The 25702-nt window shown below is 69.1% G+C and carries 21 protein-coding genes and 1 pseudogene; 19 read left to right on the top strand and 3 right to left on the bottom strand.

From position 1 onward, the window contains the following. The first annotated feature begins 13 nt into the window (after positions 1–13). The 4 genes from HT102_RS04005 (at position 14) to holA (ending at position 5178) form a co-directional block, all read left to right on the top strand. The gene (locus tag HT102_RS04005) at positions 14–847 is read left to right on the top strand and encodes a DegV family protein (RefSeq protein ID WP_192038131.1); all 834 of its coding nucleotides are present in this window, start codon (positions 14–16) and stop codon (positions 845–847) included. Between the two features lie 93 nt (positions 848–940). After that, positions 941–1849 (top strand): ComEA family DNA-binding protein, encoded by a 909-nt coding sequence (locus HT102_RS04000; RefSeq protein WP_192038130.1) that lies wholly within the window; start codon positions 941–943, stop codon positions 1847–1849. Next, the gene (locus HT102_RS03995) at positions 1830–4229 is read left to right on the top strand and encodes a DNA internalization-related competence protein ComEC/Rec2 (RefSeq protein ID WP_192038129.1); all 2400 of its coding nucleotides are present in this window, start codon (positions 1830–1832) and stop codon (positions 4227–4229) included. The genes HT102_RS04000 and HT102_RS03995 overlap by 20 nt, the downstream gene beginning before the upstream one ends. Before the next feature lies 1 nt (position 4230). Then, entirely contained in the window at positions 4231–5178 is a 948-nt protein-coding gene (gene holA / locus HT102_RS03990; RefSeq protein ID WP_333473273.1) for a DNA polymerase III subunit delta, read from the top strand. Between the two features lie 181 nt (positions 5179–5359). On the opposite strand, the gene rpsT is transcribed toward holA, so the two are convergent. Next, a complete protein-coding gene (gene rpsT / locus HT102_RS03985) occupies positions 5360–5623 on the bottom strand; it encodes a 30S ribosomal protein S20 (protein WP_192038128.1) in 264 nt (87 codons plus the stop codon). Between the two features lie 642 nt (positions 5624–6265). Here rpsT and HT102_RS03980 point away from each other — a divergent pair. The 4 genes from HT102_RS03980 (at position 6266) to HT102_RS03965 (ending at position 10553) form a co-directional block, all read left to right on the top strand. Continuing rightward, on the top strand, positions 6266–6853 hold the full coding sequence (locus tag HT102_RS03980) for a hypothetical protein (protein ID WP_192038127.1): 588 nt from the start codon (positions 6266–6268) through the stop codon (positions 6851–6853). Between the two features lie 301 nt (positions 6854–7154). Then, positions 7155–8729, top strand: a complete 1575-nt coding sequence (locus HT102_RS03975; protein ID WP_408611309.1) for a circularly permuted type 2 ATP-grasp protein — start codon at positions 7155–7157, stop codon at positions 8727–8729. 13 nt (positions 8730–8742) lie between these two features. Further along, positions 8743–9714: an alpha-E domain-containing protein gene (locus tag HT102_RS03970; protein ID WP_192038126.1), complete on the top strand. Its 972-nt coding sequence runs from the start codon at positions 8743–8745 to the stop codon at positions 9712–9714. Beyond that, complete coding sequence (locus tag HT102_RS03965) at positions 9711–10553, top strand: transglutaminase family protein (protein ID WP_333473272.1); 843 nt, start codon at positions 9711–9713, stop codon at positions 10551–10553. Before HT102_RS03970 ends, HT102_RS03965 begins: the two co-directional genes overlap by 4 nt. On the opposite strand, the gene HT102_RS16240 is transcribed toward HT102_RS03965, so the two are convergent. Next, entirely contained in the window at positions 10537–11787 is a 1251-nt protein-coding gene (locus HT102_RS16240; protein WP_192038125.1) for a peptidoglycan recognition protein family protein, read from the bottom strand. The two genes, HT102_RS03965 and HT102_RS16240, sit on opposite strands and share 17 nt — an antisense overlap. A gap of 251 nt (positions 11788–12038) precedes the next feature. Between HT102_RS16240 and lepA the strand changes: the two genes are divergently transcribed. From lepA to HT102_RS03940, 4 genes are all read left to right on the top strand, one after another. After that, entirely contained in the window at positions 12039–13910 is a 1872-nt protein-coding gene (lepA, locus tag HT102_RS03955) for a translation elongation factor 4 (RefSeq protein ID WP_192038124.1), read from the top strand. Positions 13911–14074: 164 nt separating this feature from the next. Next, the gene (locus tag HT102_RS03950) at positions 14075–14971 is read left to right on the top strand and encodes a potassium channel family protein (RefSeq protein WP_192038123.1); all 897 of its coding nucleotides are present in this window, start codon (positions 14075–14077) and stop codon (positions 14969–14971) included. 32 nt (positions 14972–15003) lie between these two features. Next, positions 15004–15939: an NAD(P)H-dependent flavin oxidoreductase gene (locus HT102_RS03945; RefSeq protein WP_192038122.1), complete on the top strand. Its 936-nt coding sequence runs from the start codon at positions 15004–15006 to the stop codon at positions 15937–15939. 119 nt (positions 15940–16058) lie between these two features. Next, positions 16059–16433, top strand: a complete 375-nt coding sequence (locus HT102_RS03940; protein WP_192038121.1) for a hypothetical protein — start codon at positions 16059–16061, stop codon at positions 16431–16433. Between the two features lie 258 nt (positions 16434–16691). Here the strand turns inward: HT102_RS03940 and HT102_RS03935 are convergent. Next, positions 16692–18581, bottom strand: a pseudogene (locus HT102_RS03935) (glycoside hydrolase family 15 protein); the annotation flags it as partial. Between the two features lie 251 nt (positions 18582–18832). On the opposite strand from HT102_RS03935, the gene HT102_RS03930 reads away from it, so the two are divergent. The 7 genes from HT102_RS03930 to HT102_RS03905 all read left to right on the top strand — a co-directional run bounded on the left by HT102_RS03930 (position 18833) and on the right by HT102_RS03905 (position 25613). Then, positions 18833–19069 carry a hypothetical protein gene (locus tag HT102_RS03930; RefSeq protein WP_225443258.1) on the top strand — a complete coding sequence of 79 codons (237 nt, stop codon included), beginning with the start codon at positions 18833–18835 and terminating at the stop codon, positions 19067–19069. Then, positions 18954–19313 carry an Ms4533A family Cys-rich leader peptide gene (locus tag HT102_RS16385; RefSeq protein WP_408611300.1) on the top strand — a complete coding sequence of 120 codons (360 nt, stop codon included), beginning with the start codon at positions 18954–18956 and terminating at the stop codon, positions 19311–19313. The genes HT102_RS03930 and HT102_RS16385 overlap by 116 nt, the downstream gene beginning before the upstream one ends. Before the next feature lie 159 nt (positions 19314–19472). Further along, entirely contained in the window at positions 19473–20522 is a 1050-nt protein-coding gene (locus HT102_RS03925; RefSeq protein ID WP_192038119.1) for an extracellular solute-binding protein, read from the top strand. A gap of 4 nt (positions 20523–20526) precedes the next feature. After that, positions 20527–21357 carry a sulfate ABC transporter permease subunit CysT gene (gene cysT / locus HT102_RS03920; protein ID WP_192038118.1) on the top strand — a complete coding sequence of 277 codons (831 nt, stop codon included), beginning with the start codon at positions 20527–20529 and terminating at the stop codon, positions 21355–21357. Further along, on the top strand, positions 21354–22163 hold the full coding sequence (gene cysW, locus HT102_RS03915) for a sulfate ABC transporter permease subunit CysW (RefSeq protein WP_192038117.1): 810 nt from the start codon (positions 21354–21356) through the stop codon (positions 22161–22163). The genes cysT and cysW overlap by 4 nt, the downstream gene beginning before the upstream one ends. Further along, positions 22160–23125: a sulfate/molybdate ABC transporter ATP-binding protein gene (locus HT102_RS03910; RefSeq protein ID WP_192038116.1), complete on the top strand. Its 966-nt coding sequence runs from the start codon at positions 22160–22162 to the stop codon at positions 23123–23125. The genes cysW and HT102_RS03910 overlap by 4 nt, the downstream gene beginning before the upstream one ends. 106 nt (positions 23126–23231) lie before the next feature. Then, positions 23232–25613, top strand: coding sequence for a hypothetical protein (locus tag HT102_RS03905; protein WP_192038115.1), 2382 nt, complete (start codon positions 23232–23234; stop codon positions 25611–25613). Positions 25614–25702 lie beyond the last annotated feature (89 nt).

Genomic DNA, 25702 nt, shown 5'->3' with positions numbered 1-25702 from the left:
GAGAGGACATGCAATGGCAGTCACAGTAGTAACGGACTCGTCAGCAACGCTACCGATCGATCTCGTTCGCCGGCACGGCATCCATGTCGTGCCGCTGCACATCATCTATCACGGCGAGGACCTCCGCGAAGGCATCGACCCCATGCCCTCCGATGCGTGGCGGGGCAGTGGCGTCTCCACCGCGGGCGCCTCCCCGCAGGAGCTCCTCAGCGCGTTCGAGGAAGCCCAGGCCGCCAGCGATGGAGACGGCGTCGTGGGCATCTTCCTGTCGCGCAAGCTCTCCTCCACCTGGGAAGCCGCCCACCAGGCAGCAGGGCAGGCCGGGCCGCACGTGCGCGTCGTCGACTCCCAGGCCGCGGCGTTCAGCCTTGCCTTCATCGTCCTCGCGGCCGCCCGCGCTGCCCAGGAGGGATGCGATCGTGACGCGGTCTACGAGACGGCTGTCCGCGCGGCTACTCGCACGCGATCGTTCGTCTACGTCAACCAGCTCGACAACCTGCGGCGTGGAGGACGCATCGGCGCCGCGTCCGCCATCCTCGGCACGGCGCTGGCCATCAAGCCCGTCCTGCACCTCTCCGACGGTGCGCTCGCCGTGCGGGACAAGGCCCGCACCGCCACCAAGGCCCTCAATCACCTCGTGGACCTTGCCGTCGATGCCGGGGCGCCGCACCGCGATATCCGCATCGCCGTCCAGCACATCGAGGCCGAGGACCGCGCCCGCCAGGTCCTCGATCGCATCACGACCCGGCTAGGGAAGGTGCACTCGACCCACATCTCGGAGCTCGGGGCGGTGCTTGGCGTGCACCTCGGCCCCGGCGCGATCAGCGTCTCCCTCTACCACGAATAGCTGGGCGCTGGGGGTTATCCCCAGGCAGCCCGCTTCTCCACAGGACCGCGCTCGGCCCCCGGTCCCAGGACCCCGCTGCCCTAGCGTCGCACCATGCCCTATGACGCTGACGCGGCGCGGGAGAGGTTCCGCGCTGTCATGTCCCTGCCACGCGAGCCAGACCCCGGGACCACTCCTTCCGGCGCGCCCAACGACTCCGGCGCGCCTAACGACTCCGGCGCACCGCGCGACGCTTCGGGCAGCCGGGATGCGGCGCCTGGCGAGGGAAGCGCGGCGCCCGCCGAATGGAGCACGCCCGCTGCCCCGGCCGCGCGTGCGCGCATCGACCTCTCCCGCGCGGGGGCAGTGGCACTGATCGCGACCGGCCTGATCGGCGTCCTCATCGCCGTCCTGCTGACCAGGTCCGCGGCCCCGCGCGAGTCGCCCGTGCTCGCGCAGGCCACGCACGGAACCGAAAGCAGCCAGGCCAGCGCCACACCCGCGCGCGAGGTTCCGCGGCCCGCGCCCGTGGCAAGCGAGGAGAAGGCCCCCGAGCAGCCCGAGCGCCTGATCGTCAGCGTGGCAGGGCACGTCACCCGGCCAGGACTGGTCACCGTGCACCCCGGAGCCCGCGTCGCCAATGCCCTGGACGAGGCCGGAGGTCCCCTCCCGGGGGCCGACACGCTCACGCTCAACCTGGCACAGCCACTGCGCGACGGCGACCACATCATCGTCGGGGACCGGAACGCCGACGGAGCAACCAAGCCCGTGGTGAGCGTCATCCTCGGCGCAGCCACGCCCTCGCCCGCCAGCCCCGGGGACGATGCGCCAACGCTCGTCAACGCCAACACCGCCACAGCGACGCAGCTCGAGGCGCTGCCTGGCATCGGCCCCGTGACTGCCGCAGCGATCGTGCAATGGCGAGAGGACAACGGTCCGTTCCGATCGATCGATCAGCTCCGCGAGATTCGGGGGATCGGCCCCGCCAAGCTCGAGCAGTTCCGTGACCACCTCACGTTCTGACGCAGCGACCATCGATGTCCGTCTCGTGCCCTGCGCCGTCGCGGCCTGGGCGGCCACGGCCCTAGCGATCGCGCACGGTCCGCGCGCCGCGCTCGCGAGCATGGCCGTCGTCGCGTCCCTCGCCATCGTGCTGCTCGGGCGAGGGAGGGCCTCCCCGCGGAGGCGGTCCATCATCGCCACCGCCTGCCTGTTCTGGATCGCGCTCGCCGCAGCGGGCGCCCTGCATGCGCAGGCTGTCGCAGCCCATCCGCTGCGCGCGCACGCCACCGGCGAGCCGATCAACGTGCAAGCACGTGTGCTGAGCGACCCGCGGGCCCTCGACGGTCCTGCGCGGCCCATGTGGATGCTGCGGGCCCGCCTCGAAGCATTCACCGCCGAGAACCGCACCACGGTCGTCGGCGGCACAGTGACCGTGCTCGCGGGCGCCACGGACACGTCCAGCACCGACAGGACCCCGAACTGGGCGACACTGCTCCCCGGGGACCACGTGCGCTTCACCGGAGCGATCACAGAGCCGAGCCGCAACGACCTCACCGTCGCCACCATCTTCGCCCGGGGAGCCCCGGACCTCACCGCGAGCACGCCTTGGTGGGGACGGGCCGCCGGGCACGTGCGCGACCGCTACCGCGAGGCGGTGGCCGCCACCCTCGACGAGGAAACGGCCGCGGTGCTGCCGGGAATCGTCATCGGGGACCGGTCCGCCATGCCACCGGAACTGCGCGAGGCATTCGTGACCAGCAGCCTCACCCACCTCACCGTGGTCTCCGGCACGCACGTCACCATCGTGTGCGGCGCGATCCTGCTCGCCGCCCGGCTAGCCACAGGCTCCCGCCGCGCCGCGGCCATCACCGCGGGGATAGCGCTGCTCGCCCTGGTCATCGTGTGCCGGCCAGAGCCAAGCGTGCTGCGCGCCGCGGCCATGGGATCAGTCACGCTGCTAGCGATCCTGTCCGGACGGCGCCGGCACGCACTGCCCGCGCTCTGCACCGCAGTGATCGTGCTGCTGCTCCTGCTGCCGCAACTCGCCGTCCACATCGGGTTCGCGCTATCGGTCATCGCTACCGCCGGGCTCGTGCTGCTCGCGCCGCCAGTCGCGGACTGGCTGCAACGCCGCGGGCTGCCCAGGCGGATCGCGGCCGTGCTCGCGGTCGCCATCGCCGCGCAGATCGTCACCGCGCCCCTGATCGCCGCCGCCTTCGGCCAGTTCAGCGTCGTCGGCGTGCTGGCAAACCTGCTGGTTGCCCCCATCGTGACCGTGGTGATCGTCTGCGGTTACCTTGGCCTGCTGCTCGCCCCCGTCTCCACCACGCTCGCAGCGGTGCCGATCTGGATCGCCGGGCACCCGACAGCGTGGATCGTCACCGTGGCAACCTGGTGCGCCGCGCTGCCCCGCTCGAGCATCAGCGTCCCCACGGGCATCGGAGGTCTCGCGCTCATGCTTGGCCTCACCGTCCTGTGCGTGGCGACAATGTGGGCCCGCCCCTGCCTGGCCTGGTGGCGCCGGGCACCGCTGCACCATCGCTGCGTGCTCGTGCTGGCCACGACCATCCCCGCATGCCTCGTCCTCATGCGGGTCGCGCTGCCCCCGAGCGTGCCGCCGGGCTGGCTCGTGGCCGCCTGCGATGTCGGGCAGGGCGATATGTTCGCCGTCGCCACCGGAGACCGCAGCGCCATCGTGATCGACGCCGGGCCGGACCCCGCCGCCGCGGGCCAATGCCTCGACCGCCTCGGCATCCGCACCCTCGATGCCGTGCTCCTCACCCACCTGCATGCCGATCACGTCAACGGGCTCGAGGCTCTCGCCGCCCGTGGCCCCAGCACACTCGTCATCGGCCCCGGCCGCGACCCCAAGCCGGCACTCGAAGACCTCCACGCCCTCGCCCAGGAACACGGCATTCCCGTGCGGACCGTCTCCGCCGGGGACACCCTCGCCTTCGGGGCACTCCGTGCCACCGTCCTCGGCCCAGATCCGCAGCTCGCGCTCCACCACGATCCCAACGACCCATCCCTTGTCCTCTCGATGACGCTCCACGAGGACGGGCCGCCCCTCCTCGCGGCGGGTGATGCCGAGCAGCCCGCCCAGCAATGGCTGCTCGACACCTATCCCGCCGAGGAACTGCGCGCCGACATCATGACCGTCCCGCACCACGGCGCCGCCACCACCGAGCCACGATTCCTCGCCGCTGTGAGACCGAGCCTCGCGCTCATCGGAGTCGGCTCGGACAATCCCCACGGGCATCCGCGTGCCACGATCCTTGACGAGCTGCGCCGCCACGGAACCGTCGTCGCTCGGACCGACAAGCACGGCACGAGCACCGTGCGGCTCACCCCCGAAGGCCTCGGGATTGTGGCCGAGCACGCTGGTGTGGGAATGTCTTAGCGTGCCCCTCCACCTGCTGCTCGGGGACGAGGAATACCTCGTCGAACGATCCCTGCGCCGGCTCATCGACGCGGCCCGGGCAGCCAGCGACGACGCCGCTGGCATGCAGCTCACCCGTATGCGCGCCGGTGACGCCAGCAGCGCCATCCTCGCGGAGATGCTCAGCCCGTCCCTCTTCGGTGAGGACCGCATCGTCGCGCTCGACGATGCCCATGAAGCAGGCAAGGACGCCGTCGAGGTCATCTCCGGCACTGCGCGGGACATGCCGGACGGGGTCACGCTCATCGTCCACCACACCGGCGGAGGGCGCGCCAAGGCACTAGCCGGAACGCTGCAGAAACTCGGCGCGGAAACCCACCGCTGCGCCAAGCTCAACGCGAGCGAGCGCGTGGAGTTCGTGCGCACCGAGCTCCGCGATCACGGGGTGCGCGCCAGCCCGGACGTGATTACCTTGATTCTCGAAGGGGTCGGCTCCAGCCTGCGCGAGCTCGCCTCCGCCTGCTCCCAGCTCGCCGCCGACACCGGCGGTGCCGTGACAGCCGCGGCCGTGCAGCGCTACTACTCGGGGAAGGCCGAGGTCACCGGGTTCGACGTCGCGGACAAGGCCGTCGCCGGAAATCGCGCTGCCGCCCTCGAATCGGTCCGGTGGGCACTGCACACCGGAGTGCCGCACGTCCTGCTCGCAGACGCACTCGGCGAAGCAGTTCGTTCGATCGCCCGCGTGGCCGCGGCAGGCAGGGGAGACCCCGGACGACTAGCGGGCCAGCTAGGGATGCCGCCATGGAAGGTTCGCAAGACCCAGCAGCAGGCCCGCGCCTGGCGGCCCGACACCCTCGCCGTGGCCCTGCGCGCGGTGGCGCGGCTCAACGGGGATGTGAAGGGCGGGGCGGCCGATCCTGACTACGCGCTCGAGCGGGCAATCGTGGAGATCACGGGCCTCGCTGGCTGACCCGCCGTGGCTGCGCCCGCCTCGGGGTGGTGGCAATCGCCTTGGGGTGGTGGCAATCGGGGCATGCTGAAAGCGCTGTGGGAGCCATTGCGCGAATACGACGAAACGACCCAGGCCGACCAAGCGGCGCGGTTCGTGAACCGGGCGCTCGTCAGGCTGGGTCGTTCCGGGAAAGCTTGGATCAGGCGATCTTGTTGAACGCCGATGCCATGGCCGACTTCTTGTTGGCGGCCTGGTTCCGGTGGATGACACCCTTGGTGGCAGCCTTGTCGAGCTTGCGGCTAGCCGCACGGAGCCGCTCCTCGGCGGTGCTCTTGTCGCCTGCGGCAACTGCTTCCCGGAAGTTCCGGATGGCAGTGCGCAGCGCAGACCTCACCGACTGGTTGCGGAGCCGGTTACGCTCGTTGGTGCCGATCCGCTTCATCTGGGACTTGATGTTGGCCACGCGTACAACCTCTGGTCAGATTCGTCTAATGGATGACTTGGCACTCTTTTTGCAGGCCGCTTCGCTCGTCCCCACAGTGTGGGTGGCTCGAAGCGTCGCCTGCGCCGGGAGTGCGTGCGCAGCAGCCACTGGCTGACCGTGCGCGCCGAAGGGCAAGACTACCACCGGCGGTGCGAACAGGCCAATCCCCGGTTGACGCGGTCGGGGATGTCTCCTGCGCGAGGCGCGGAGGGCGGCTCCGGCGGGAGGCCCGGGGCGCGGGCCTTTGCGGCGGGGCCCTACGGAGGGGCGGGGCCTTTGCGGCGGGGGCTTTGCGGCGGGGGCTTTGCCGGGAGGGGAAACTATTCCCGCTCTGGGCGGGAAAAGTTTCCACTCTCTGAGCCGCCGCCCCCATCCGGAGCCGCCGCCCCCATCCGGAGCCGCCGCTTCCAGCCGTGCCTCCCGCCGCCCCCACCCGGAGCCGCCGCCCCCATCCGTAGCCGCCGCTTCCAGCCGTGCCTCCCGCCGCCCCCACCCGGAGCCGCCGCCCCCATCCAGAGCCGCTGCTCCAGCCGTGCCTCCCGCCGCTCCCGCCGCCGCAGCAGCGCGACCTGCTGGCGCAATGGCGCTGCCCCCGCGCCACCCGCGGATAAGGTGGTTCGCGTGAGCGACGACGAGCGATCCCTCCCAGGCCCGGCCGCCGCGAAAGGCCCGGCCGCCGCGAAAGGCCCGGCCGCCGCGAAAGGCCCGGCCGCTGCGAACGGTAGCGGCAAGAACCGCGCACCCCGGCCCGCGACCGGCGTGCGGAATGGCGTGCTCATCGCTATCCCGATCCTTGTGATCGCGGCGAGCACCGTAGTGATGATGGTGTGGTTGCCCTCGTTGCCGGATCCGGTCGTGACGCAATGGTCGCCGACGACCGGGCAGCCCACGTCGCTGAGCAGTACGACCACGGCGGTGCTGTCTTACGTGGTGCCCGCTTTGTTCACGGTGTTGCTGGCGGTGCTCGCGGTGTTGCTCGAGACGCGGGGCTCGGTTGTGCGGCGCGGTGCGGCGCGGTTCACGGCGGGGACGTCCTGGGCGATCACGGTGTTCATCTCGGCGGGGACCCTGGTGATGCTGTCTGGCCAGCGCGGCCTGGAGGATGCATCGCTGGCTGCTCAGCCGTCCGGCAGCGGCATGGTGGTCGGTGTGGTGCTCGCGGTGATGGTCGGCCTGGGCGGGGCGACGCTGCTCGAGCCACGGGAGTGATCACCTGGGTCCGCCCCGCCGGACACCCCTGCTAAGCATCATCGCCAGGAACCCCGGCGGCACCCGAACCCCGAAGCCGAACCCCTGCGAGGAACCCCCTCGGCACCCCAATTCCGGCGTGGCGGACTGGCCACGCCGGGCGGAAACGAGACTTTAACGCGATCTCCCGCGGTTCCGCGTGCTGTGATCGCGCGGGTGTAGCACCATGGAGTGAGTGAGTTCCGGTTCAAGGTCACCTCGTGCCCATAGCGCTTTGTTCGAGGCGCTCCAGCAAGCCGATGAGGCGGGGCATGGCGAGTACGTGTTCAGCGGTTACGCGGGCACGGGTCCCGTGCATGAGCATTACGCCAAGGCGTATGACGAGATGTTCGACAAGCAGGGCGATGTCCGCTCGGCCTACAAGGGCATCTTCTCGGCGCTGGCCCCGGTCTCGGCGATGGATCTGGCGGCCCGCGCGGATGCGCTCGGGCGCGCGTTCCTCGATCAGGGGATCACCTTCTCCTTGTCGGGGCAGGAGCGCCCGTTCCCGCTGGACCTCGTGCCGCGCGTCATCGCGGCCGCGGAGTGGACGCGCCTGGAGAAGGGCATCAAGCAGCGCGTGAAGGCGCTCGAGCTGTTCCTCGACGATATCTACGGCGAGCAGAACATCCTGCGCGATGGTGTCCTGCCCCGCAGGCTGGTGACGTCCTGCCAGCATTTCCATCGTGAGGCGATGGGTATTGTCCCGCCGAACGAGGTGCGCATCCATGTCGCGGGAATCGATCTGATCAAGGATGAGAAGGGCACGTTCCGGGTTCTCGAGGACAACCTGCGCTCGCCGTCGGGGGTGTCGTACGTGCTGGAGAACCGGCGGACCATGACGCGTGTGTTCCCCGATCTGTTCGCGAGCCATCGGGTGCGCGCGGTGGGGGACTACCCGTCGCACCTGTTGCGGGCGTTGCGGAACTCGGCGGCGTTGAACGAGGCTGATCCGACGGTGGTGGTGCTGACGCCGGGCGTGGCGAACTCGGCGTACTTCGAGCATTCGCTGCTGGCCCGCACGATGGGCGTGGAGCTGGTCGAGGGCCGGGACTTGTTCTGCCGCGACAATGTGGTCTACATGCGCACCACCGAGGGCGAGCAGCAGGTGGATGTGATCTACCGGCGCATCGATGATGACTTCCTGGATCCGTTGCAGTTCCGCCCGAACTCGGTGCTGGGCGTACCGGGGGTGCTGAACGCGGCGCGCGCGGGCAACGTGGTGATCTCGAGCGCGGTCGGCAACGGCGTCGGCGATGACAAGCTCGTCTATACCTATGTGCCCACGATCATCGAGTACTACCTCAATGAGAAGCCGAGCTTGCCGAATGTCGATACGTTCCGCTGCTGGATCCCCGACGAGCTCGAGGAGGTCCTCGACCGGGTTGATGAGCTGGTGATCAAGCCGGTGGAGGGCTCGGGCGGCTATGGCATCGTGTTTGGCCCGGATGCCTCGCCCGCGGAGCTCAAGTCCATCTCCCAGCAGGTGCGCGCGCATCCTCGTGATTGGATCGCGCAGCCGGTGGTGCAATTGTCGACCGTGCCCACGAAGGTGGGCGATGAGCTCGCCCCGCGGCATGTGGACCTGCGGCCGTTCGCGGTCAATGATGGCGAGGATGTGGTGGTGCTGCCAGGCGGGCTGACGCGGGTGGCCCTCAAGGAGAGCTCGCTGGTGGTCAACTCCAGCCAGGGCGGTGGCAGCAAGGACACCTGGGTGCTGGCGACGACGCGCTCGGCCGCGGAGGACCGGGAGCTCGTCGGTGATGAGCTGGTCTCCGAGCCGACGACGGCGCATCGTTCCGAGGTGGGGCCCGATCCTGGCACTGAGCAGGAACAACAGCAACAGCAGCAGCAATAGGAGGTGGGGGATCATGCTTGCGCGCAACGCGGAATCGCTGTACTGGATCGGCCGGTACGTCGAGCGGGCCGATGATCTCGCCCGGATCCTCGACGTGGCGGTCCACCACCTCCTCGAGGATTCCACGGTGGATCCGGATCGCACGTCGCGGAGCTTGCTCAAGGTCCTGGGGGTAGAGCCTCCGGACGGGACGCTCGATGTGTGGTCGCTGACGGAGCGGGTGGCCTATAGCCGGGAGAACTCGGGCTCGATCGTTGATTCGCTGGCGCGGGCGCGGGAGAACGCGCGCGGTGCCCGCGAGGTGACGTCGACGGAGATGTGGGAGTGCCTGAACACGACGGTCAACGGGCTGGCGTCGCGGGAGCGGGCGGCCCGGTTGCTGGGCCCGCACGAGTTCTTCCGGTATGTGGAGGAGCGGGCCGCGATGTTCGCTGGGCTCGCCGATAGCACCCTCAGCCGGGACGACGGCTACCGGTTCCTGCTGCTCGGTCGCTCGGTGGAGCGCGTGGACATGCTGGTGCGGTTGCTGCTGTCACGCGCGGGGGACCGGACTTTGTCGCCGTCGTGGGTGACGGTGCTGCGCTCGGCGGGCGCGCACGATACCTATCTGCGCACCTACCGCGGCGCGCTCGATGCGGGCCGCGTGGTGGAGTTCCTGCTGCTTGATCGCTTGTTCCCGCGCTCTGTCTTCCATGCGATGCGTACCGCGGAGACCGCGCTCGAGGAGCTGGACAATCGTCCGCGCAGCCGGATCGGGGCGCGGGCGGAGGCGCCGCGACTGCTGGGCCGCGCGCGCAGCGAGCTGGAGTTCCTGCGCCCGGGCATGCTGCTGGAGGAGCTGCAGCCGCGCTTGCTGGCCCTGCTTGATACGTGCACCGAGGTCAATGAGGCAGTGGCGCTGCAGTACTTCCATTCGGCGCCGTGGGTGGCGTGGACCGATGCCGATGCGCGGCAGGACGAGATGCACGTGGAGGCGGAGCTGTGACCTGGCGGATGCGAATCGTCCACACGACGGGCTATGCCTATGAGACGTCGGTGACGAGGTCGTACAACGAGGCCCGGCTGAGCCCGCGAAGCGAGCCGCGGCAGAACGTGATCCTCAACCGGGTGGAGACCAACCCGGCCACGCGGTCCTACCGCTACACCGATGACTGGGGCACTCATGTGACGGCGTTCGATCTGCACGCGCCGCACACCGAGCTCGCGGTGGTGGGCTCGTCGGTGGTCGAGACCGATCCGTCCACCCGGCCGGAGGAACGGGTCACCTGGAAGGACCTGGGCACCGACCGGATCCTCGACTGGTTCAATGAGTCGCTTCTCAACACCAACTATGTGCCGCGCGACAACGAGCTCACCGCGATCGCCGAGGGCTTGCGCAAGGGCCATCGGCCCGATGAGGCTGTCGAGATCATCTCGCGCTGGGTGCATGAGCAGATGTCGTACGTGCCCGGAACCACGGGCGTGCACACCTCCGCGGTGGAGGCCTGGGAGGAGCGCAAGGGCGTCTGCCAGGACTACGCGCACCTGACCTTGCTGATGCTGCGCGGCATTGGTGTCCCGTGCCGCTATGTGTCCGGCTACCTGTATCCCAAGCCGGATGGCGAAGTGGGCGAGACGGTCTCGGGGGAGAGCCACGCCTGGATCGAGGCATGGACCGGCGGCTGGTGGGGATTCGATCCGACCAATGCGATGGACGTCACCGAGCAGCACGTCGCGATCGGTGTGGGGCGCGACTACCGCGATGTTCCCCCGCTGCGGGGCATCTTCATCGGCGGCAAGTCCACGGCCCTCGATGTCGTGGTCGACATCACCCGCCTGGCGTAGGTGCCGTTCCCGCAGCGCCGGGGGCGAGCTGGATCGCAGCGGTCTCGGCCGAGGCGTGCGTGGGCGCGGCGGGCGCTAGCGGCTGGGGCTCGGGCGTTGCGGGGCTCGCGACGTCCTCGCTGGCCGCGCGCCGCGATGCCATGCGGGCCGGGACCACGGCGCGCAGCGCGCCGAAGATCGCCGCGAAGCCCTCGCCCGGGCAGGACGTGTCATTGAGATCGCGGTGCTGGGCGATGATGGGCACCGCGTGCCGGGCACCGAAGTCCGGCTCGACGTAGGTGAGGCGGCCAGCCGCATCGAGGCCGAGGTGCTGGCACAGCGCGGCGAGTACCGTGACGAGGGAGCGCTGGGCAGCGGCGCTGGGGCGCTGCGTCTCGTAGTCGCCGACCACGCAGATGCCGATGTTGCCGCCGTTGACGGCGTAGGAGTGCCCGGCGGTCACCACGTTGCTGGTGCCCGGCTGGAAGACCGGGGACGCATCCGATCCGGTGTCGCGCCCGGCATAAACCGCCCCTGCCGGATCAATGATCAGGTGGTAGCCGACATCGCCCCAGCCGAGCATCCACGCGTGGTACCGGTAGATCGCCCGCACGGATGCGGGCCCGGTCGACCACGGCGCCGACGCGGAATGGTGCACCGTGATCATCTGGGCGGGGGTGAACTGCTGCTGCCAGGGACTCTCGACGAGGCTGGTCTGCGCGCCCCAGCCGGGACGCGTGACCACCGGCAGGCCGAGGAAATCGGTGGTGGTGCCAGCGTTGGCGATCGGTCGCACGCCCCCACTGATCGTCATCGCGCTCGCTCCGGCGGCCGCGTCGTCGTGGGCCACCTCGATGCCGGTGCAGCCCTCGGGAATGCGCAGCAGGTCGGTGGAGATCCCGAGCGGGACCGAGTCCGGGCAATGGCTGCTCGGGCCCAGCTGATGCCAGCGGCCCGTGCCGCCACCACTGGTGAAGCGCACGCGGGCGGGGGCGGTCGTGGGGCGGGAGAACGTCATGCCGACGTATTCCGCGGCCGGGGGCGGCGTCACCGGGGAGCCGAGCGGGATGGCCGAGAACGGCTCGTCCGGACCGAGCACCGGGGTGGTGCGGGCCGAGGCCGTCCCTGTGCCCAGGGACGCTAGGCCGAGGGTGGTCAGGCCCAGGGCAGCGCTGGAGCCAGCGATCATGAAGCCGCGGCGATCAAGGGGCAACGGGTGGTGATGGTGGGCGCGCGGCTGGTGATGGTTCGTCACGATGGCATCCCGGGAGGTGTCGGTGCGAGGTGTGCTTCTGCGCCCCCACCGTAGGGGGCACGGGTCCGGGGGCGTGGCGGGGCTGCACGGACGCAACCCACTCGTTAGCAAAGCGCAACGGGCGCCCGTCCCTGGGCATGTGCATGGCCAGGAGCCCGGGGCGCTGGGTCACCGAATATCGATCCGGGCACCCGAAGCCATAGAATCGAGCACGTAGGCTCGTCAGCCGAGAGCCGACCCCACACGACAGCATGGTAAGGAGCCGAGTGCCTAGCTTCGCGGACACGACGTTCACCGATCCCGCGCGGATCAGGAACTTCTGCATCATCGCGCACATCGACCACGGCAAGTCCACCCTGGCCGACCGCATGCTGCAGATCACCGGCGTTGTGGACGAGCGCTTGATGCGTGACCAGTACCTCGATCGGATGGACATCGAGCGCGAGCGTGGCATCACCATCAAGGCACAGAACGTGCGGCTGCCCTGGCAGATCACCCTCGAGGACGGCACCGAGGAGGACTATGTCCTGCAGGTGATCGACACCCCGGGCCACGTGGACTTCACTTATGAGGTCTCCCGCGCGCTCGAGGCCTGCGAGGGCGCGATCCTGCTCGTCGACGCGGCCCAGGGCATCGAGGCGCAGACGCTCGCGAACCTGTACATGGCGCTCGAGCGGGATCTCGAGATCATCCCGGTGCTCAACAAGATCGACCTGCCCTCGGCGGACCCCGACCGGTACGCCGACGAGATCGCGCACATCATCGACTGCGAGGCCGAGGATGTGCTGCGCGTCTCCGGCAAGACTGGCATCGGCGTCAAGGAGCTCCTCGACGCCGTGGTGAAGAAGATCCCGCCGCCGGTCGGCGAGGACGAGGCCCCCCCGCGCGCGATGATCTTCGACTCCGTGTATGACACCTACCGCGGCGTGGTCACCTACGTCCGTGTGGTGGACGGACGCATCACCCCCAAGCAGAAGATCCTCATGATGTCCACCGGGGCCACCCACGACCTGCTCGAGGTCGGCATCATCTCGCCCGAGCCGAAGAAGTGCGACGGGCTCGGTGTCGGCGAGGTCGGCTACCTCATCACCGGGGTGAAGGATGTGCGCCAGTCGCGCGTCGGCGATACCGTCACCGCCGCCAGGAACAGTGCCACCCAAGCGCTCGTGGGCTACCGGGACCCGAGGCCGATGGTGTACTCGGGCCTGTACCCCGTTGATGGCTCCGACTATCCCGTGCTGCGCGATGCCCTCGACAAGCTGCAGCTCAACGATGCCGCCCTCACCTATGAGCCCGAGACGTCCGTGGCGCTCGGCTTCGGCTTCCGCTGCGGGTTCCTTGGCCTGCTGCACATGGAGATCACCCGCGACCGGCTCGAGCGCGAGTTCAACCTCGACCTCATCTCCACCGCGCCCAACGTGATCTACCGGGTGGTGCTCGACGATGGTACCGAGCTGACCGTCACCAACCCCTCGGACTGGCCCGACGGCAAGGTCCGCTCCGTGCACGAGCCCCTGGTCAAGTGCACCATCATCACCCCGTCGGAGTTCGTGGGCACCGTCATGGAGCTGTGCCAGTCCCGCCGTGGCGATCTCAGCGGCATGGACTACCTCTCGGAGACCCGCGTCGAGATGCGCTACCGGATGCCGATGGCGGAGATCATCTTCGACTTCTTCGACGCGCTGAAGTCCCGCACCCGCGGCTACGCCTCGATGGACTACGAGGAGTCCGGAGAGCAGGAGGCGCAGCTCGTCAAGGTCGACATCCTGCTGCAGGGCGAGGCCGTTGATGCGTTCAGCGCCATCGTCCACCGCGATGCCGCGCACACCTACGGCAACAAGATGTGCACCAAGCTCAAGGAGCTGATCCCGCGCCAGCATTTCGAGGTGCCCATCCAGGCAGCCATCGGCTCGAAGGTCATCGCCCGCGAGAACATCCGCGCCATCCGCAAGGACGTGCTGGCCAAGTGCTATGGCGGTGACATCAGCCGCAAGCGCAAGCTGCTCGAGAAGCAGAAGGAGGGCAAGAAGCGGATGAAGACCATCGGTCGCGTCGAGGTCCCGCAGGAAGCCTTCGTGGCCGCCCTCTCGACCGACTCCTCGACCGACAAGCCGAAGAAGTAGTTGTCCCTCCAGCTTGCCTGGCCGCTCGCTGCGTCGACCATGCCGGATGGGGGCGCGCGAGCAGGATTATTTGCGGACCGGCCGGGGTAGGCCCTGGGAATGAGGGCTGCAAGCGGAGGCGCGACGATAGTCGACGCTGGCCCGGCGGGTCGAGCGGGTGAGTCGTGAGCACTCTCGCGAACTGGCTGGTCAGTGTGTGCGGGGCATTGCTGGTGTGCGTTGGCCTCCGCGACATCTATGCGACCCTCTGGCATCCACAGGGGCTGGGCACCATCTGCCGGGGGGTGTTCGAGCTCCTGTGGCGCGTGGCGGGCAAGCTGGGGAACGGGCGCAAGATGGCGTCGGTGGGGCCGCTCGGTCTGGCTGTCACCACGGTCACGTGGGCGGTGATGCTCGTCCTCGGCTGGGCGCTTCTCTACCTACCGCACATGCCCGCGGGATTCGTGTTCAGCTCCTCGTTGCAACCAGCGAGCTCGTCGGATCCCTTGGCCGCGCTGTATCTCTCGCTAGTGACTGTCGCGACATTGGGCTTCGGTGACATCACGCCCGTACTACCTGCCTTGCGGGTTCTCGTGCCACTGCAGGCCCTGGCTGGCTTCTGGTTGTTCACGGCTGCGATCACCTGGGTGCTCCAGGTCTATCCGGCGCTGGGGCGGCGCCGGACCGTCGCTCGTCAGCTCTCGCTGATGGCCACCACGGGAGCGGAGGAGGTGGTAGCTGGAGGGGAAGCGAGCATCGCGGCCCAGTGGTTGGTCTCGATGTCCGATGCACTGGCAACGGTCGAGATGGATCTCGCCCAGTACGGCGAGACGTACTTCTTCAGCGAGGCTGATTCCGATCGCTCGCTCGCGGCCACGCTGTCCTTCGTGCCGCGGCTCGTCGATGCTGGCCGGTCCTCGTCCGCGTTCGAGGTACGGCGTGCCGCGGAGATGCTCGATGATCAGCTGGTGCGGCTAGCGCGCCGCCTGGCCGACTACTACCTGCGCGATGGGGAGAGCGCGCACCAGGTCTGCCAGTCGTACGCCGCGGATCATGGCCACTCTCCGATCGCGAACCTGTAGGGGCCGGCGCGGTGCTGTGGTAGGCAGAACATGTGCTGACGACATGGTTGACGCGGGAGCTTGGTATCACCTATCCGATCGTGGGCGCGCCCATGGGCGGTCGCGCGGGCGGCAAGCTGACGGGGGAAGTGAGCCGCGCGGGAGGCATCGGCATGCTCGGCGCGGCCCGCTACACCACGCCGGAGTGGATCGCGGCGGAGGCGACCGTGGCGCGGGACATCGGCGGGGTGTTCGGCGTGGGCCTGATGACCTGGGCGCTCGACGACGATGACGCGCTGCTCGATGCGGCCCTCGCGGCGCGGCCCGCGCTGGTATCCCTGTCCTTCGGCGACCCCGCGCCGTACGTCCCGCGCGTGCACGAGGCTGGGGTGCTCGCCATCGCCCAGGTCAACACGATCGAGGACCTGCGCGTGGCGGAGAACGCCGGAGTGGACGCGGTAGTGGCGCAGGGCGCGGAGGCCGGCGGGCATACCGGGCGCATAGCGACCCTGCCGCTGCTGCAGGAGGTCCTGGAATCGACGACGCTGCCCGTGCTCGCGGCGGGTGGCATAGCGACGGGACGCGGGCTGGCCGCGGTGCTCGCCGCGGGAGGCGCGGGTGCATTGATCGGGACGGTGCTGCTCGGTAGCCCGGAGACCATCGGCCCCGCGTATGCGGTGGACCGGCTGCTGCGGGCGGCAAGCACGGACACCGTGTATACCGACGTGTTCGACAAGGCCCGGCACCAGCCGTGGTCGCCGCGCTGGTTCGGGCGCGCGATCCGCAACAGCTTCAGCGACCAGTTCCATGGCTCGGGGGCGGGGGAGGACCAGATCGCGGCCGAGTATGAAGCGGACGATCCGGACCACGGCGTGGTGTATGCCGGGCAGGCCGCGGGCCTGGTGAAGGCGTCCCGGCCAGTGGCGGAAGTGGTGTCGGGCATCGGAAGTGACGCGGAGAAACTGTTGAGCCGGTTTTGCGGCATGTGACCGGCACTACGTTCACTCGCCTGCGCCGATCCGGTCGCAGTGCCCTAGGATTCAGGCATACGGATTCGCCCCAGGGCGGATCCCGAGACCAGGGCCGGCGTGCTAGCTAAGGAGAACCCATGACTGATTCACCGCAGGAGACCACGAAGGGCTGGGGCCCGGGCCGCAAGATCAAGCAGCTGACCAATGCGGTGCTCAACCTGGACGAGACCCTCGGTCGGCTCGACATCATCACCGATCGCTTGCTCCTCGTGCTCGAGAAGCTCGACAACACCCTTGGCAAGCTCGATGGCAGCCTGAACACCCTGAACTCGTCGCTCGATTCGCTGAACGAGTCGCTCGGTCGGCTCGACAACGTGCTCGACAACGCTGATTGGATGCTCAGCCCGGCGCAATCCCTGCGCAAGCCGCTCAAGCGGTTCACCTCCCGCGGCGGCAAGGAAGCGATCGTCGTCCGTGACGAGGAGGAGAAGGACACCGAGCTCGAGAAGTAGGAGCGCGGAGGTGGCCACCATGCCGTGACCACCCTGCTGCTCGTTCGCGATCCCGCCCTGCCACCGCCTAGTCCTTGCGGCGGCAGGGCGGGATCTGCTTTCGCGGCTCGGCCCGGCCCTGGCTCGGTGGCTGCGCTGAGCGGCCGTGGAATCTGCTAGCCAACGTCACGCGACACGCCGCGACACGTGGCTCGAAACGTGACATTGGCTAGCGAATCCGAAAAGGGCGCCTCGCCCCGGCCCGGCGAGCTCGCGCGGCTAGTGCGAGTGAGCCGGGCTGAACGCCCCGGCCTCCTGCTCCTCCTCCGCGCGGATCACATGCACGACAGCATTGATCAGCGCGAGGTGCGTGAAAGCTTGCGGGAAGTTCCCGAGGTGCCGGCCGGTGCGGGGATCGATCTCCTCGGCGTAGAGCTCGAGGGGGCTCGCGAAGCCGAGGAGCCGCTCGAGCAAGTGCTTGGCGCGCTGCACCTCGCCGATCTCGACCAGTGCCGAGACCAGCCAGAACGAGCAGATCGTGAACGTTCCCTCTTCGCCACTGAGCCCGTCGTCGGTCTCCTCGACGCGGTAGCGCAGGACGAGCCCCTCCTCGGTGAGCTCGTCGGCGATGGCGAGCACGGTGTTGCGCACGCGGTAGTCGTCGGCAGGCAGGAATCGCATCAGCGGCACGAGCAGCAGCGATGCGTCGAGCGCGGGGTCGCCGTAGCGCTGGGTGAACACGCCCCGGTCGTCGACGCCGTGGGCGAGGATGTCCTCCTTGATCTCGGTGGCGATCGCCGACCAGCTCGTGGCGTAGTCGTCCTCGCCGTGCATCGCGGCGAGCTTGGCGCCCCGATCGAGGGCCACCCAGCACATGATCTTCGAGGAGGTGAAGTGCTGCTTGGCGCCGCGGACCTCCCAGATGCCCCGGTCGGGCTTGCGCCAGTTGTCGATGGCCTCCTCGACCTGCCTCTTGAGCAGGGGCCAGAGCGACTCGGGAACCTGGTTGCGGGACCGGACGTGCAGGTAGACCGAGTCGAGGATGATGCCCCAGATATCATGCTGCTGCTGATCGAACGCGCCGTTGCCGATGCGGACGGGCCGGGCTCCCTCGTAGCCGGTGAGGTGGCCGAGCTCGGCCTCGGTGAGGGTCTTCTCGCCCCCGACGCCGTACATCACTTGCAGGGACACGGGCTCGCCCTGCTCGTTGACGCCCATGTCCGAGATGAAGGCGAAGAAGTCGTTCGCCTCCCGGTCCAGGCCGAGCGTGTAGAGGCCCCACAGGGCGAACGTGGAGTCGCGGATCCAGGCGTAGCGGTAGTCCCAGTTGCGCTCGCCGCCCGGGGTCTCGGGCAGCGAGGTGGTGGCGGCGGCGAGCAGCGCCCCGGTCGGCGCGTAGGTGAGGCCTTTCAGGGTGAGGGCGCTGCGTTGCAGGTAGCTGCGCCACGGGTGGTCGGGGAAGCGACCGATGGTGATCCATTGCCGCCAGCACTCGGCTGTCTGCCACATCTTCTCCGCGGCCTCGTCGTAGGTCGGCGGCGCGGCGAGGTCGCCCCAGGAGAGCGCGACGTAGGCACGGTCGCCCTCGCTCATGCGGGTGCGGGCGCGGGCCTCCCTGCCCTCGAGCCCCAGCCGCAGGTTCGTGGTGAGCGTCAGCTGGGGCTCCCCGTCGGGGGACTCGATGCAGTACGCGGTGGCTTGCTCGTACACCTTCCCCGAGTAGTCCCAGGCCGCGGACTTGCGGTGGTAGTCGAACGCGGGCTCGCAGGTCAGCTCGAGCTCCACGGTGCCGCTGACGCACTTGACGGTGCGGAGCAGCATGTGCTCCGCGTCCCAGTCGGTGGGGGTGCGGCGGTGGGTGCGGGAGCGCTCCTCGGTGTTGTGCCAGGGGCCCATGACGAGGGCATCTCGCACGGTCAGCCAGCCGGTCTCGGTCTGCCAGGTCGTCTCCAGGATCAGCCCGCCTGGCAGGTATCGGCGCGCGGCGGGCACGGTCTGGCCGTAGGGGCCGAGGCGGAAGTGCCCGGCGCTGCGGTCGAGGATCGCGGCGAACACCGAGGGCGAGTCGGGGCGGGGCACGCACATCCATTCGACCGCGCCGTTGGGGGCGATGAGGCAGGTCGTCTCGCAGTCGGAGAGGAACCCGTACTCGCCGATCGGGGGGAACCCGGTGTGGTGGGCGCGCGGCGGGGCGGGCAGGCCAGGATCGGCAGCGCCTCGATCGCGGCGGTTCGGGGATGTCTCCTCCGGGGGAGTCTCCTTGGGGGGTGTCGCCATGGTCCTATTGTGGCCCGGCCAGGGGACGCTCGCGCGCATTCGGCGTCCGGCGGTTTCCACGGCGGGGCCGGGCAGGCGGCGGACCCCTGGAGCGATCCCGCGGGGTGGCCAGGCGTGGCGGCAGCTAGAGTGGTGGCGTGGAAATGGTGGCCCGTTGGTGGGATGGAGCCGAGCTGTGGATCATCGGCTTGCCGTTCCTGCCGCAGGTCGCGATCGTTGCCCTGATCGTGGTGCCGCTGTGCTTCGTGCTCGCTCGCTGGCTCGATGCCGTGGGCAGCGCGGTGTATTACCGGGTGCTCCGGCGGGGCGCGCATCGCGCAGGCGAGACGGGTCCGCAGCTGGGCGATGGTGCTGCAGAGGCAAGGAATGGAGAGCACTGATGCCGAGGTCCCGTGTGTCGCTGGCGCTGGTGGCGCTGCTGGTGCTGGTGCTCATCGCGTGGGGGCTATCGATGCTGTGAGACACGCGAGGGCCCGTGGGAGGTCGTCGTGCGTTTTCCCGCATGCGGCTGCCCCTGTTAGGATTGGCCCCGTGGAAGCAGCCGAGCAGTATGTAGTACGCCATCGATTGGCGCTCATTGCTGTCGGCCTGCCCGCCGTCGCTGACATCATGTGTTGTCGCTGAGCTGAGCCTTGCTCGTCACGCGTTGCGTGCATAGGAGCTGGCCGGGCGCCGCCCCCGAATCATGGCGGCAGTTCATATCCCTGGAGTGATCGTGGCTGCACGCCTCCGATATGAACCGCTTAGTGTCATGTCAGTCGAGACGGGAAGGCTAGTTCACCAATGCGACCTCAGCCGCGCGGATACTGGGCGAGGCGGTTGCCTGTCCTGGCCGCCGCAGCCGCCCTATTGCTGGCAGGCTGCGCGGGCGGGCCAAGCGATATCCCCGGCCAGTCCACCATCGGCGGCGACGGCAGCCGCGGCACGCTCGGGCTGTTCGCCTACGCGGTCGCCAAGCCGGGCTTCGACGAGGTCATCCCCGCGTTCGCGGAGACCCCCGAAGGCTCGGGCATCTCGTTCCTCCAATCGTTCGGCGCCTCCGCCGACCAGTCCCGCAAGGTCGCCTTCGGCGCCCCGGCCGATGTCGTGACGTTCTCCACCGAGCCCGATGTGGACCGTCTCGTCGACGAGGGGCTCGTGCGCGAGGACTGGAACGACGGCCAGCACGGTGGTGTTCCCTTCGGCTCCGTGGTGACGCTGGTGGTGCGGGAGGGCAACCCGCTCGGCATCGAGGAGTGGGAGGATCTGCTCCGTCCCGGCCTCGAGGTCATCACCCCGAACCCGTTCAGCTCCGGCTCGGCGAAGTGGAACCTGCTCGCGCCCTATGCGGTGGCCAGCAATGGGGGCGAGGATCCCGAGGCAGGCCTCGAGTATGTCGAGCGCCTGGTCAACGATCACATCACTATCCAGCCGGGCTCGGCGCGCGAAGCCACCGAGGCCTTCCTGCAGGGCCGCGGCGACGTTCTGATCACCTATGAGAACGAGGCGATCTTCCTCGAGCGCAATGGCGATCCGCTCGAGCATGTGATCCCGCCGCGCACGCTGCGCATCGACAACCCGGTGGCGATCATCGATCGTCCCGGCGCGGCCACCCGCCCGCTCGCGGAGGACTTCATCCGGTTCCAGTACACCGTGGCGGGACAGCGCGCCTGGGCCGAGGCCGGCTACCGGCCGGTGGTGCCCGGGGTCCTCGATGAGTTCGCCGAGGAGTTCCCCGAGCCCGAGCGCCTGTGGTCGATCGATGATCTCGGTGGCTGGGACGAGGTCAACGCCACCTTGTTCGATCCCGACGAGGGCTTCATCTCCGTCATCTACTACGAGGCATTGAGGTAGCAGCATGACCACGACATCAGCCCCGGCGAGGCCCCGGCGCCGATCACCGAGCTTCGGCTCGCTCGGCGTCGGCATGGCCGTCCTGTGGCTCAGCATCATCGTGCTGCTGCCGCTGGCCGCGCTCGCCGCCACCGCGCTCGACGGTGGCATCGGAGGATTCTGGGAGGCCATCACCGCCCCCGGCGCGCTCGCGTCGCTGCGCATCACCGTTTTCGTCTCGGTCGTGGTCGCCCTGATCAATGTCGTGTTCGGCACGATGATCGCCTGGGTGCTGGTGCGCGATGAGTTCCCCGGCAAGCGGTTCGTCAACGGCCTCATCGATCTGCCGTTCGCGCTGCCCACCATCGTGGCGAGCATCGTGCTGCTGTCCCTCTATGGCCCGGCCAGCCCCATCAACGTGCACCTCAATGCCACCAAGGCGGGCCTCGTGGTGGCGCTCGCCTTCGTCACCCTGCCGTTCGTGGTGCGCTCGGTGCAGCCCGTGCTGATGGAGCTTGACCGGGATGTCGAGCAGGCAGCGGCCTCGCTCGGAGCGGGCAACCTGACGATCCTGCGGAAGGTCGTGCTGCCCGTGCTCGCCCCCGCCATCCTGGGCGGCGCGGGGCTGGCGTTCGCCCGCGCGATCGGCGAGTTCGGCTCGATCATCCTCATCGGCGGCAACATCCGCGGCGAGACGCAGGTGACCTCCCAGTACATCCAGCAACTCCTCGAGATGGACCGGCCCAGCGATGCGGCCGCCACCTCCGTGGTGCTGCTCGCCATCGCGTTCGTCACGCTGCTCGTGCTGCGCATCCTGTCCAACCGCGCTACGCGGCGGGAGGAGCAGGACACATGATCCTGAGCAAGAACGCCCGCTACCTGCTGCGCTTCGTCTCGCTGGCCTATCTCGCGCTGCTGCTGCTCATCCCGATCGGCATGATCCTGTACCGGTCCTTCGAGAATGGCTTCATCGCGTTCTGGGAGGCCATCAGTACCCCCGCCGCGATCTCCGCGCTGAACCTGTCGCTGCTGATCGTCGCCATCGTCGTGCCCATCAACGTGATCTTCGGGATCGTCACCGCTCTCGCGCTCGTTCGGGGACGGTTCCCCGGGCGGCGGCTCCTCGAGGCCGTGGTGGACATCCCGTTCGCGGTCTCGCCCGTGGTGGTGGGCGTCGCGCTCATCACCTTGTGGGGCGTCGGTGGCTGGTTCGGCAGCCTCGTGGAGCTCACGGGGGTGCGCGTCATCTTCGGCCTGCCCGGCATGGTGCTCGCGACGATCTTCGTGACCCTGCCGTTCGTGGTGCGCGAGGTCGAGCCGGTGCTGCGCGAGATCGGGGAGGAGCAGGAGCAGGCCGCCGCCACCCTCGGGGCGAGCAAGTGGCAGACGTTCCTGCTGATCACCCTGCCCGCGATCCGCTGGGGGCTCACCTACGGGGTGGTGCTGACCGTGGCGCGAGCGCTCGGCGAGTTCGGCGCCGTGCTGATGGTCTCGTCCGGGTTCGCGGGAGTGTCGCAAACCCTCACCCTGCTCGTCCATGCCCGCTACATCGACGATCACAACACCTTCGGTGCCTACAGCGCCGCGACCCTGCTGATGGGCATCGCGATCCTGACGTTGCTGCTCATGACCCTACTCGACCGCAAGCGGAGCACACCATGATCACCGTGACCGACGTTCGGAAGAACTATGGGGATTTTGTCGCTCTCGACGGCATCAACCTCGACATCCCCTCCGGCAGCCTCACCGCGCTGCTCGGCCCCTCCGGTTCCGGCAAGTCCACGCTGCTGCGATCCATCGCTGGGCTCGAGAGCCCCGACTCGGGCATCATCACCATTAGTGGGGAGGACGTCACCGGGGTGCCGCCGCAGAAGCGGGGCATCGGGTTCGTGTTCCAGCACTACGCGGCGTTCAAGCACATGACCGTGCGCGACAACATCGCCTTCGGCCTGCGCATCCGCCGCCGCCCCAAGAACGAGATCAATGATCGTGTGGACGAGCTGCTGCGCATCGTGGGCCTCGACGGCTTCCAGCGCCGCTACCCCTCGCAGCTCTCCGGCGGGCAGCGGCAGCGCATGGCCCTCGCCCGGGCGCTGGCCGTCGATCCGAAGGTGCTGCTGCTCGACGAGCCATTCGGCGCGCTCGATGCCAAGGTGCGGGCCGATCTTCGTGAATGGCTCCGCCGGCTCCATGACGAGGTGCATGTCACGACCGTCCTCGTCACCCATGACCAGGAGGAAGCCCTCGACGTCGCCGATCGCATCGCGGTCATGAATCGCGGCAACATCGAGCAGGTCGGCTCGCCCGACGATCTCTACGAGCGGCCCGCCAACGACTTCGTCATGTCCTTCCTCGGGCCCGTGGCCACCATCAACGGCAACCTCGTCCGGCCGCACGATCTTCACCTCGACCGGATATTCCACCCGGGGGCCGTCGAGGCCACCGTTGATCGCATCGTCCGGCTCGGCTTCGAGGTGCGCGTGGAGCTCGCGCCCCTCAACGGCGATCCGCGCCTGTCCGCGCAGATCACCCGGGGCGACGCTGACGATCTCGGCCTCGAGCGGGGGGAGCAGATCTACGTGCGCGCCGCCCACATCCCCGGAGCGGCCACCGCCCGCGTCTGATCGCCGGCGCCCAGCTCAGCGAGGACGGCGCGGGACCGGCAAGATCCCGTGGTGAACTCGGGCAATCTAGTCATAGCCGCGAGCGATACGCATTAGTGTCGGAATCATGGCGCACCCTGGGCACGCGAACAGGACACACCACGCTCCGCCGAATCGTCTCAAGGCTCGGCGCCACTTCGCTGTCCTCGCGGCCGCGCTGCTCGCCGCCTCGTGCGCCTCCACGCCGGACGAGGCCCCCGAAGCTTCCACCGAGCCCACCACGGAGACCACCGAGGCGCAGCCCGTGGAGCTGCGCGAGCTCAACAGCGTGCCCGTCGATGTGCCCGGCTCGCTCTTCCGGGCAGGGGAGTTCGCCGGCCGCGGCCTCGATCTGCTGCCTCCCAGCGAGAACGCGCCGTATGCCGTCGCCCTCAACATGGCTGCCCCGGGGCGCTCCACCCGTCCGGTGGTGTGGGTCGCGGACAATGGTGAGGCGTGGACACCCGTCGAGGTAGCGCCCGATTATCCGCACGCGTTCTCCGGAGGCCTTGTTGGCAACGAGGCTGTCAGCGCCGTGGTGGGAACCGCCTTCGAGGAGGGCTCCCTCGTATCCCGCATCTGGCGCTCCACCGATCGCCGCGGTTGGTCGGCCGTGCCGCTGCCGCCGGAGTATGCCAACGAGTTCAGGGTCGTCACCGGAACCGTCACCGCCACCAAGATCATCACTGCGGGCAACTCGCTGGACAAGGAAATTGGCGTTGCCATCGTCGAGGGTGACTCGATCGAGTACACGCTGCTCCCCGGCATCCCGGACCGGGAGCAACGCCTCATCGTGGACATGGCGGCCCACGGCGACACTGTCGTGCTCATCGCGCAGCGCGGCGACGAGGGAGCAGCCGGCACGTTCGTCTCCTACACCTCCAGCGATGCGGGCAGCACCTGGGATGGCCCGCACCCCATCGGCAGCAGCAACGAGATGGTCATCTCGGGCGTCGAGAGCATCGGCGATCAATTCGTCATGACCGGCGGAACGCTCAACCCCCAGGCTGAGCGCGGGCAGGTCCCCGCCGCGTGGTCCTCCGGCGACGGCGCCGAGTGGAACGCCGAGACGGTGCCCGCGCCACCCGCCGAATCGGTCTTCTATGTCGCAGAAGGGGTCGACACCACCCTCGGCCGGCCCTCTGCCCGCGGCGGTGACCTCTTCGCCGTCGCGAGCAACAACGATTCCCTCCGGGCCGGCTTCTACCACCGCACCGCCGACGGCCAATGGTTCTTCAACGGAGTCTCCGAGCCCATGGACTTCCCTGGGGTCGGCGGAGTCGTCCTCGGCATGAACCCCGAGCAACGCGCCGTGCTGCTCGGCTCGTTCGCCGTCGGAGAGGTCGTGATGGGGGTCAAGGGCCCCGGCGAGGAATGGCGCGAGGTCCAGCGCGTCGGCACCAGCGAACAGGTCGCGCAGGTGGAGGATATCGTTTCCGCTGCCGGTCGCGTGCTCGCCACCACCTTGCAGGTGCGCTACGAGATCGACGGAGCGGACTTCAGCAGCTCCGAGCAGCGCGACCTCCTTGAGCTCCGCGGTGGCACCGCGCCGGAGGATCCGCTTGTCCTCGCTCCGATCACCCTCGACCCGCCCGAGGTCGCCGGGCTCATCGGCGGCGTCGTCTCTAGCACCGATGCCGACGAGATCATCGCGCTGGGCTCCCAGTTCAGCCTCGAGAGCAACCGCATCGAGGCGCGCGGCTGGTTCCAGCCCGCCAACGACCAGCCCTGGATCCCCGTCGAGGGATTCGGAGCGGTCGCGGACGCCAGCCTGGCCGCCGTCACCCGGACCGATGAGGCCTGGTACGCCGTCGGCACCTCCACCGGCCCCGAAGCCGACCAACCGCCCACTGCCACGGTCTGGTCATCCCCGGACGGACGCGGCTGGACCATGGAGCAGATCCTCGGCGGCAGCGATGAGGGCAGCGCCGCGAGCGCCGTCTGCCAGATCGGTGGCGGTCCCGTGCTCGTTGCCGGATCCACCTTGGACGGTGGCGCGTCCGTGCCCGCGATCTGGCGCAAGGACACCGACGGATGGACCCGCGCCACCGCGGACATCCTCGGCAGCGGCCAGGGAGAGCTGACGGGCTGCGCCGCAAGCGACGAGGAAGCCGTCCTCAGCGCCACTACCGGTGGTCGCAACATCGTGCTCCGCACCGAGGATGGCATCGAGTTCGAGGGCACCTTCCGAACCGGGTTCGGCGCCACCATGCGCGAGCCAGTCCGCGTCGCAGGAGGATTCGCCGCGGCTGGCCGCTACACCTCCAACGAAGCCAGCGGACCCGTCGTGTGGCTCTCCGAGCACGGTGCCCGGTGGGAGCCGTGGCGCGTTCCCTCCCGCAGCGACGGGCTCGTCCGGGCCGTCCAGCCCTTCCGCGACGGCATTGCTATCACTATGGATTCCGAGGTCGGCCACCCCGTGCAGGTCGTCGAGCAGCTCGACTTCGCGCCGAACGGCGGCGGCGAGTAGTCCTCGCGGGGGTCGGGACCAGTAGCCCGGCTGCGCTGGTGGATGCATGCCCGTCGCCAGTGGAAGCTTTTCCTCACTGGAGCGGGAAA

The sequence above is a fragment of the Lolliginicoccus lacisalsi genome (genome assembly GCF_014841105.1).
Taxonomy (GTDB): Bacteria; Actinomycetota; Actinomycetes; order Mycobacteriales; family Mycobacteriaceae; genus Lolliginicoccus; species Lolliginicoccus lacisalsi.
This window is presented reverse-complemented; position numbering and strand designations above follow the sequence as displayed.

Bases quoted from the DNA above. Each gene is read 5' to 3' on its own strand.
- HT102_RS04005 (WP_192038131.1), top strand. From the start codon at position 14: ATGGCAGTCACAGTAGTAACGGACTCGTCAGCAACGCTACCGATCGAT.
- HT102_RS04000 (WP_192038130.1), top strand. From the start codon at position 941: ATGCCCTATGACGCTGACGCGGCGCGGGAGAGGTTCCGCGCTGTCATG.
- HT102_RS03970 (WP_192038126.1), top strand. From the start codon at position 8,743: ATGCTTGCGCGCAACGCGGAATCGCTGTACTGGATCGGCCGGTACGTC.
- lepA (WP_192038124.1), top strand. From the start codon at position 12,039: ATGGTAAGGAGCCGAGTGCCTAGCTTCGCGGACACGACGTTCACCGAT.
- HT102_RS03940 (WP_192038121.1), top strand. From the start codon at position 16,059: ATGACTGATTCACCGCAGGAGACCACGAAGGGCTGGGGCCCGGGCCGC.
- HT102_RS03930 (WP_225443258.1), top strand. From the start codon at position 18,833: ATGGTGGCCCGTTGGTGGGATGGAGCCGAGCTGTGGATCATCGGCTTG.
- HT102_RS16385 (WP_408611300.1), top strand. From the start codon at position 18,954: ATGCCGTGGGCAGCGCGGTGTATTACCGGGTGCTCCGGCGGGGCGCGC.
- HT102_RS03925 (WP_192038119.1), top strand. From the start codon at position 19,473: ATGCGACCTCAGCCGCGCGGATACTGGGCGAGGCGGTTGCCTGTCCTG.
- cysT (WP_192038118.1), top strand. From the start codon at position 20,527: ATGACCACGACATCAGCCCCGGCGAGGCCCCGGCGCCGATCACCGAGC.
- cysW (WP_192038117.1), top strand. From the start codon at position 21,354: ATGATCCTGAGCAAGAACGCCCGCTACCTGCTGCGCTTCGTCTCGCTG.
- HT102_RS03910 (WP_192038116.1), top strand. From the start codon at position 22,160: ATGATCACCGTGACCGACGTTCGGAAGAACTATGGGGATTTTGTCGCT.
- HT102_RS03905 (WP_192038115.1), top strand. From the start codon at position 23,232: ATGGCGCACCCTGGGCACGCGAACAGGACACACCACGCTCCGCCGAAT.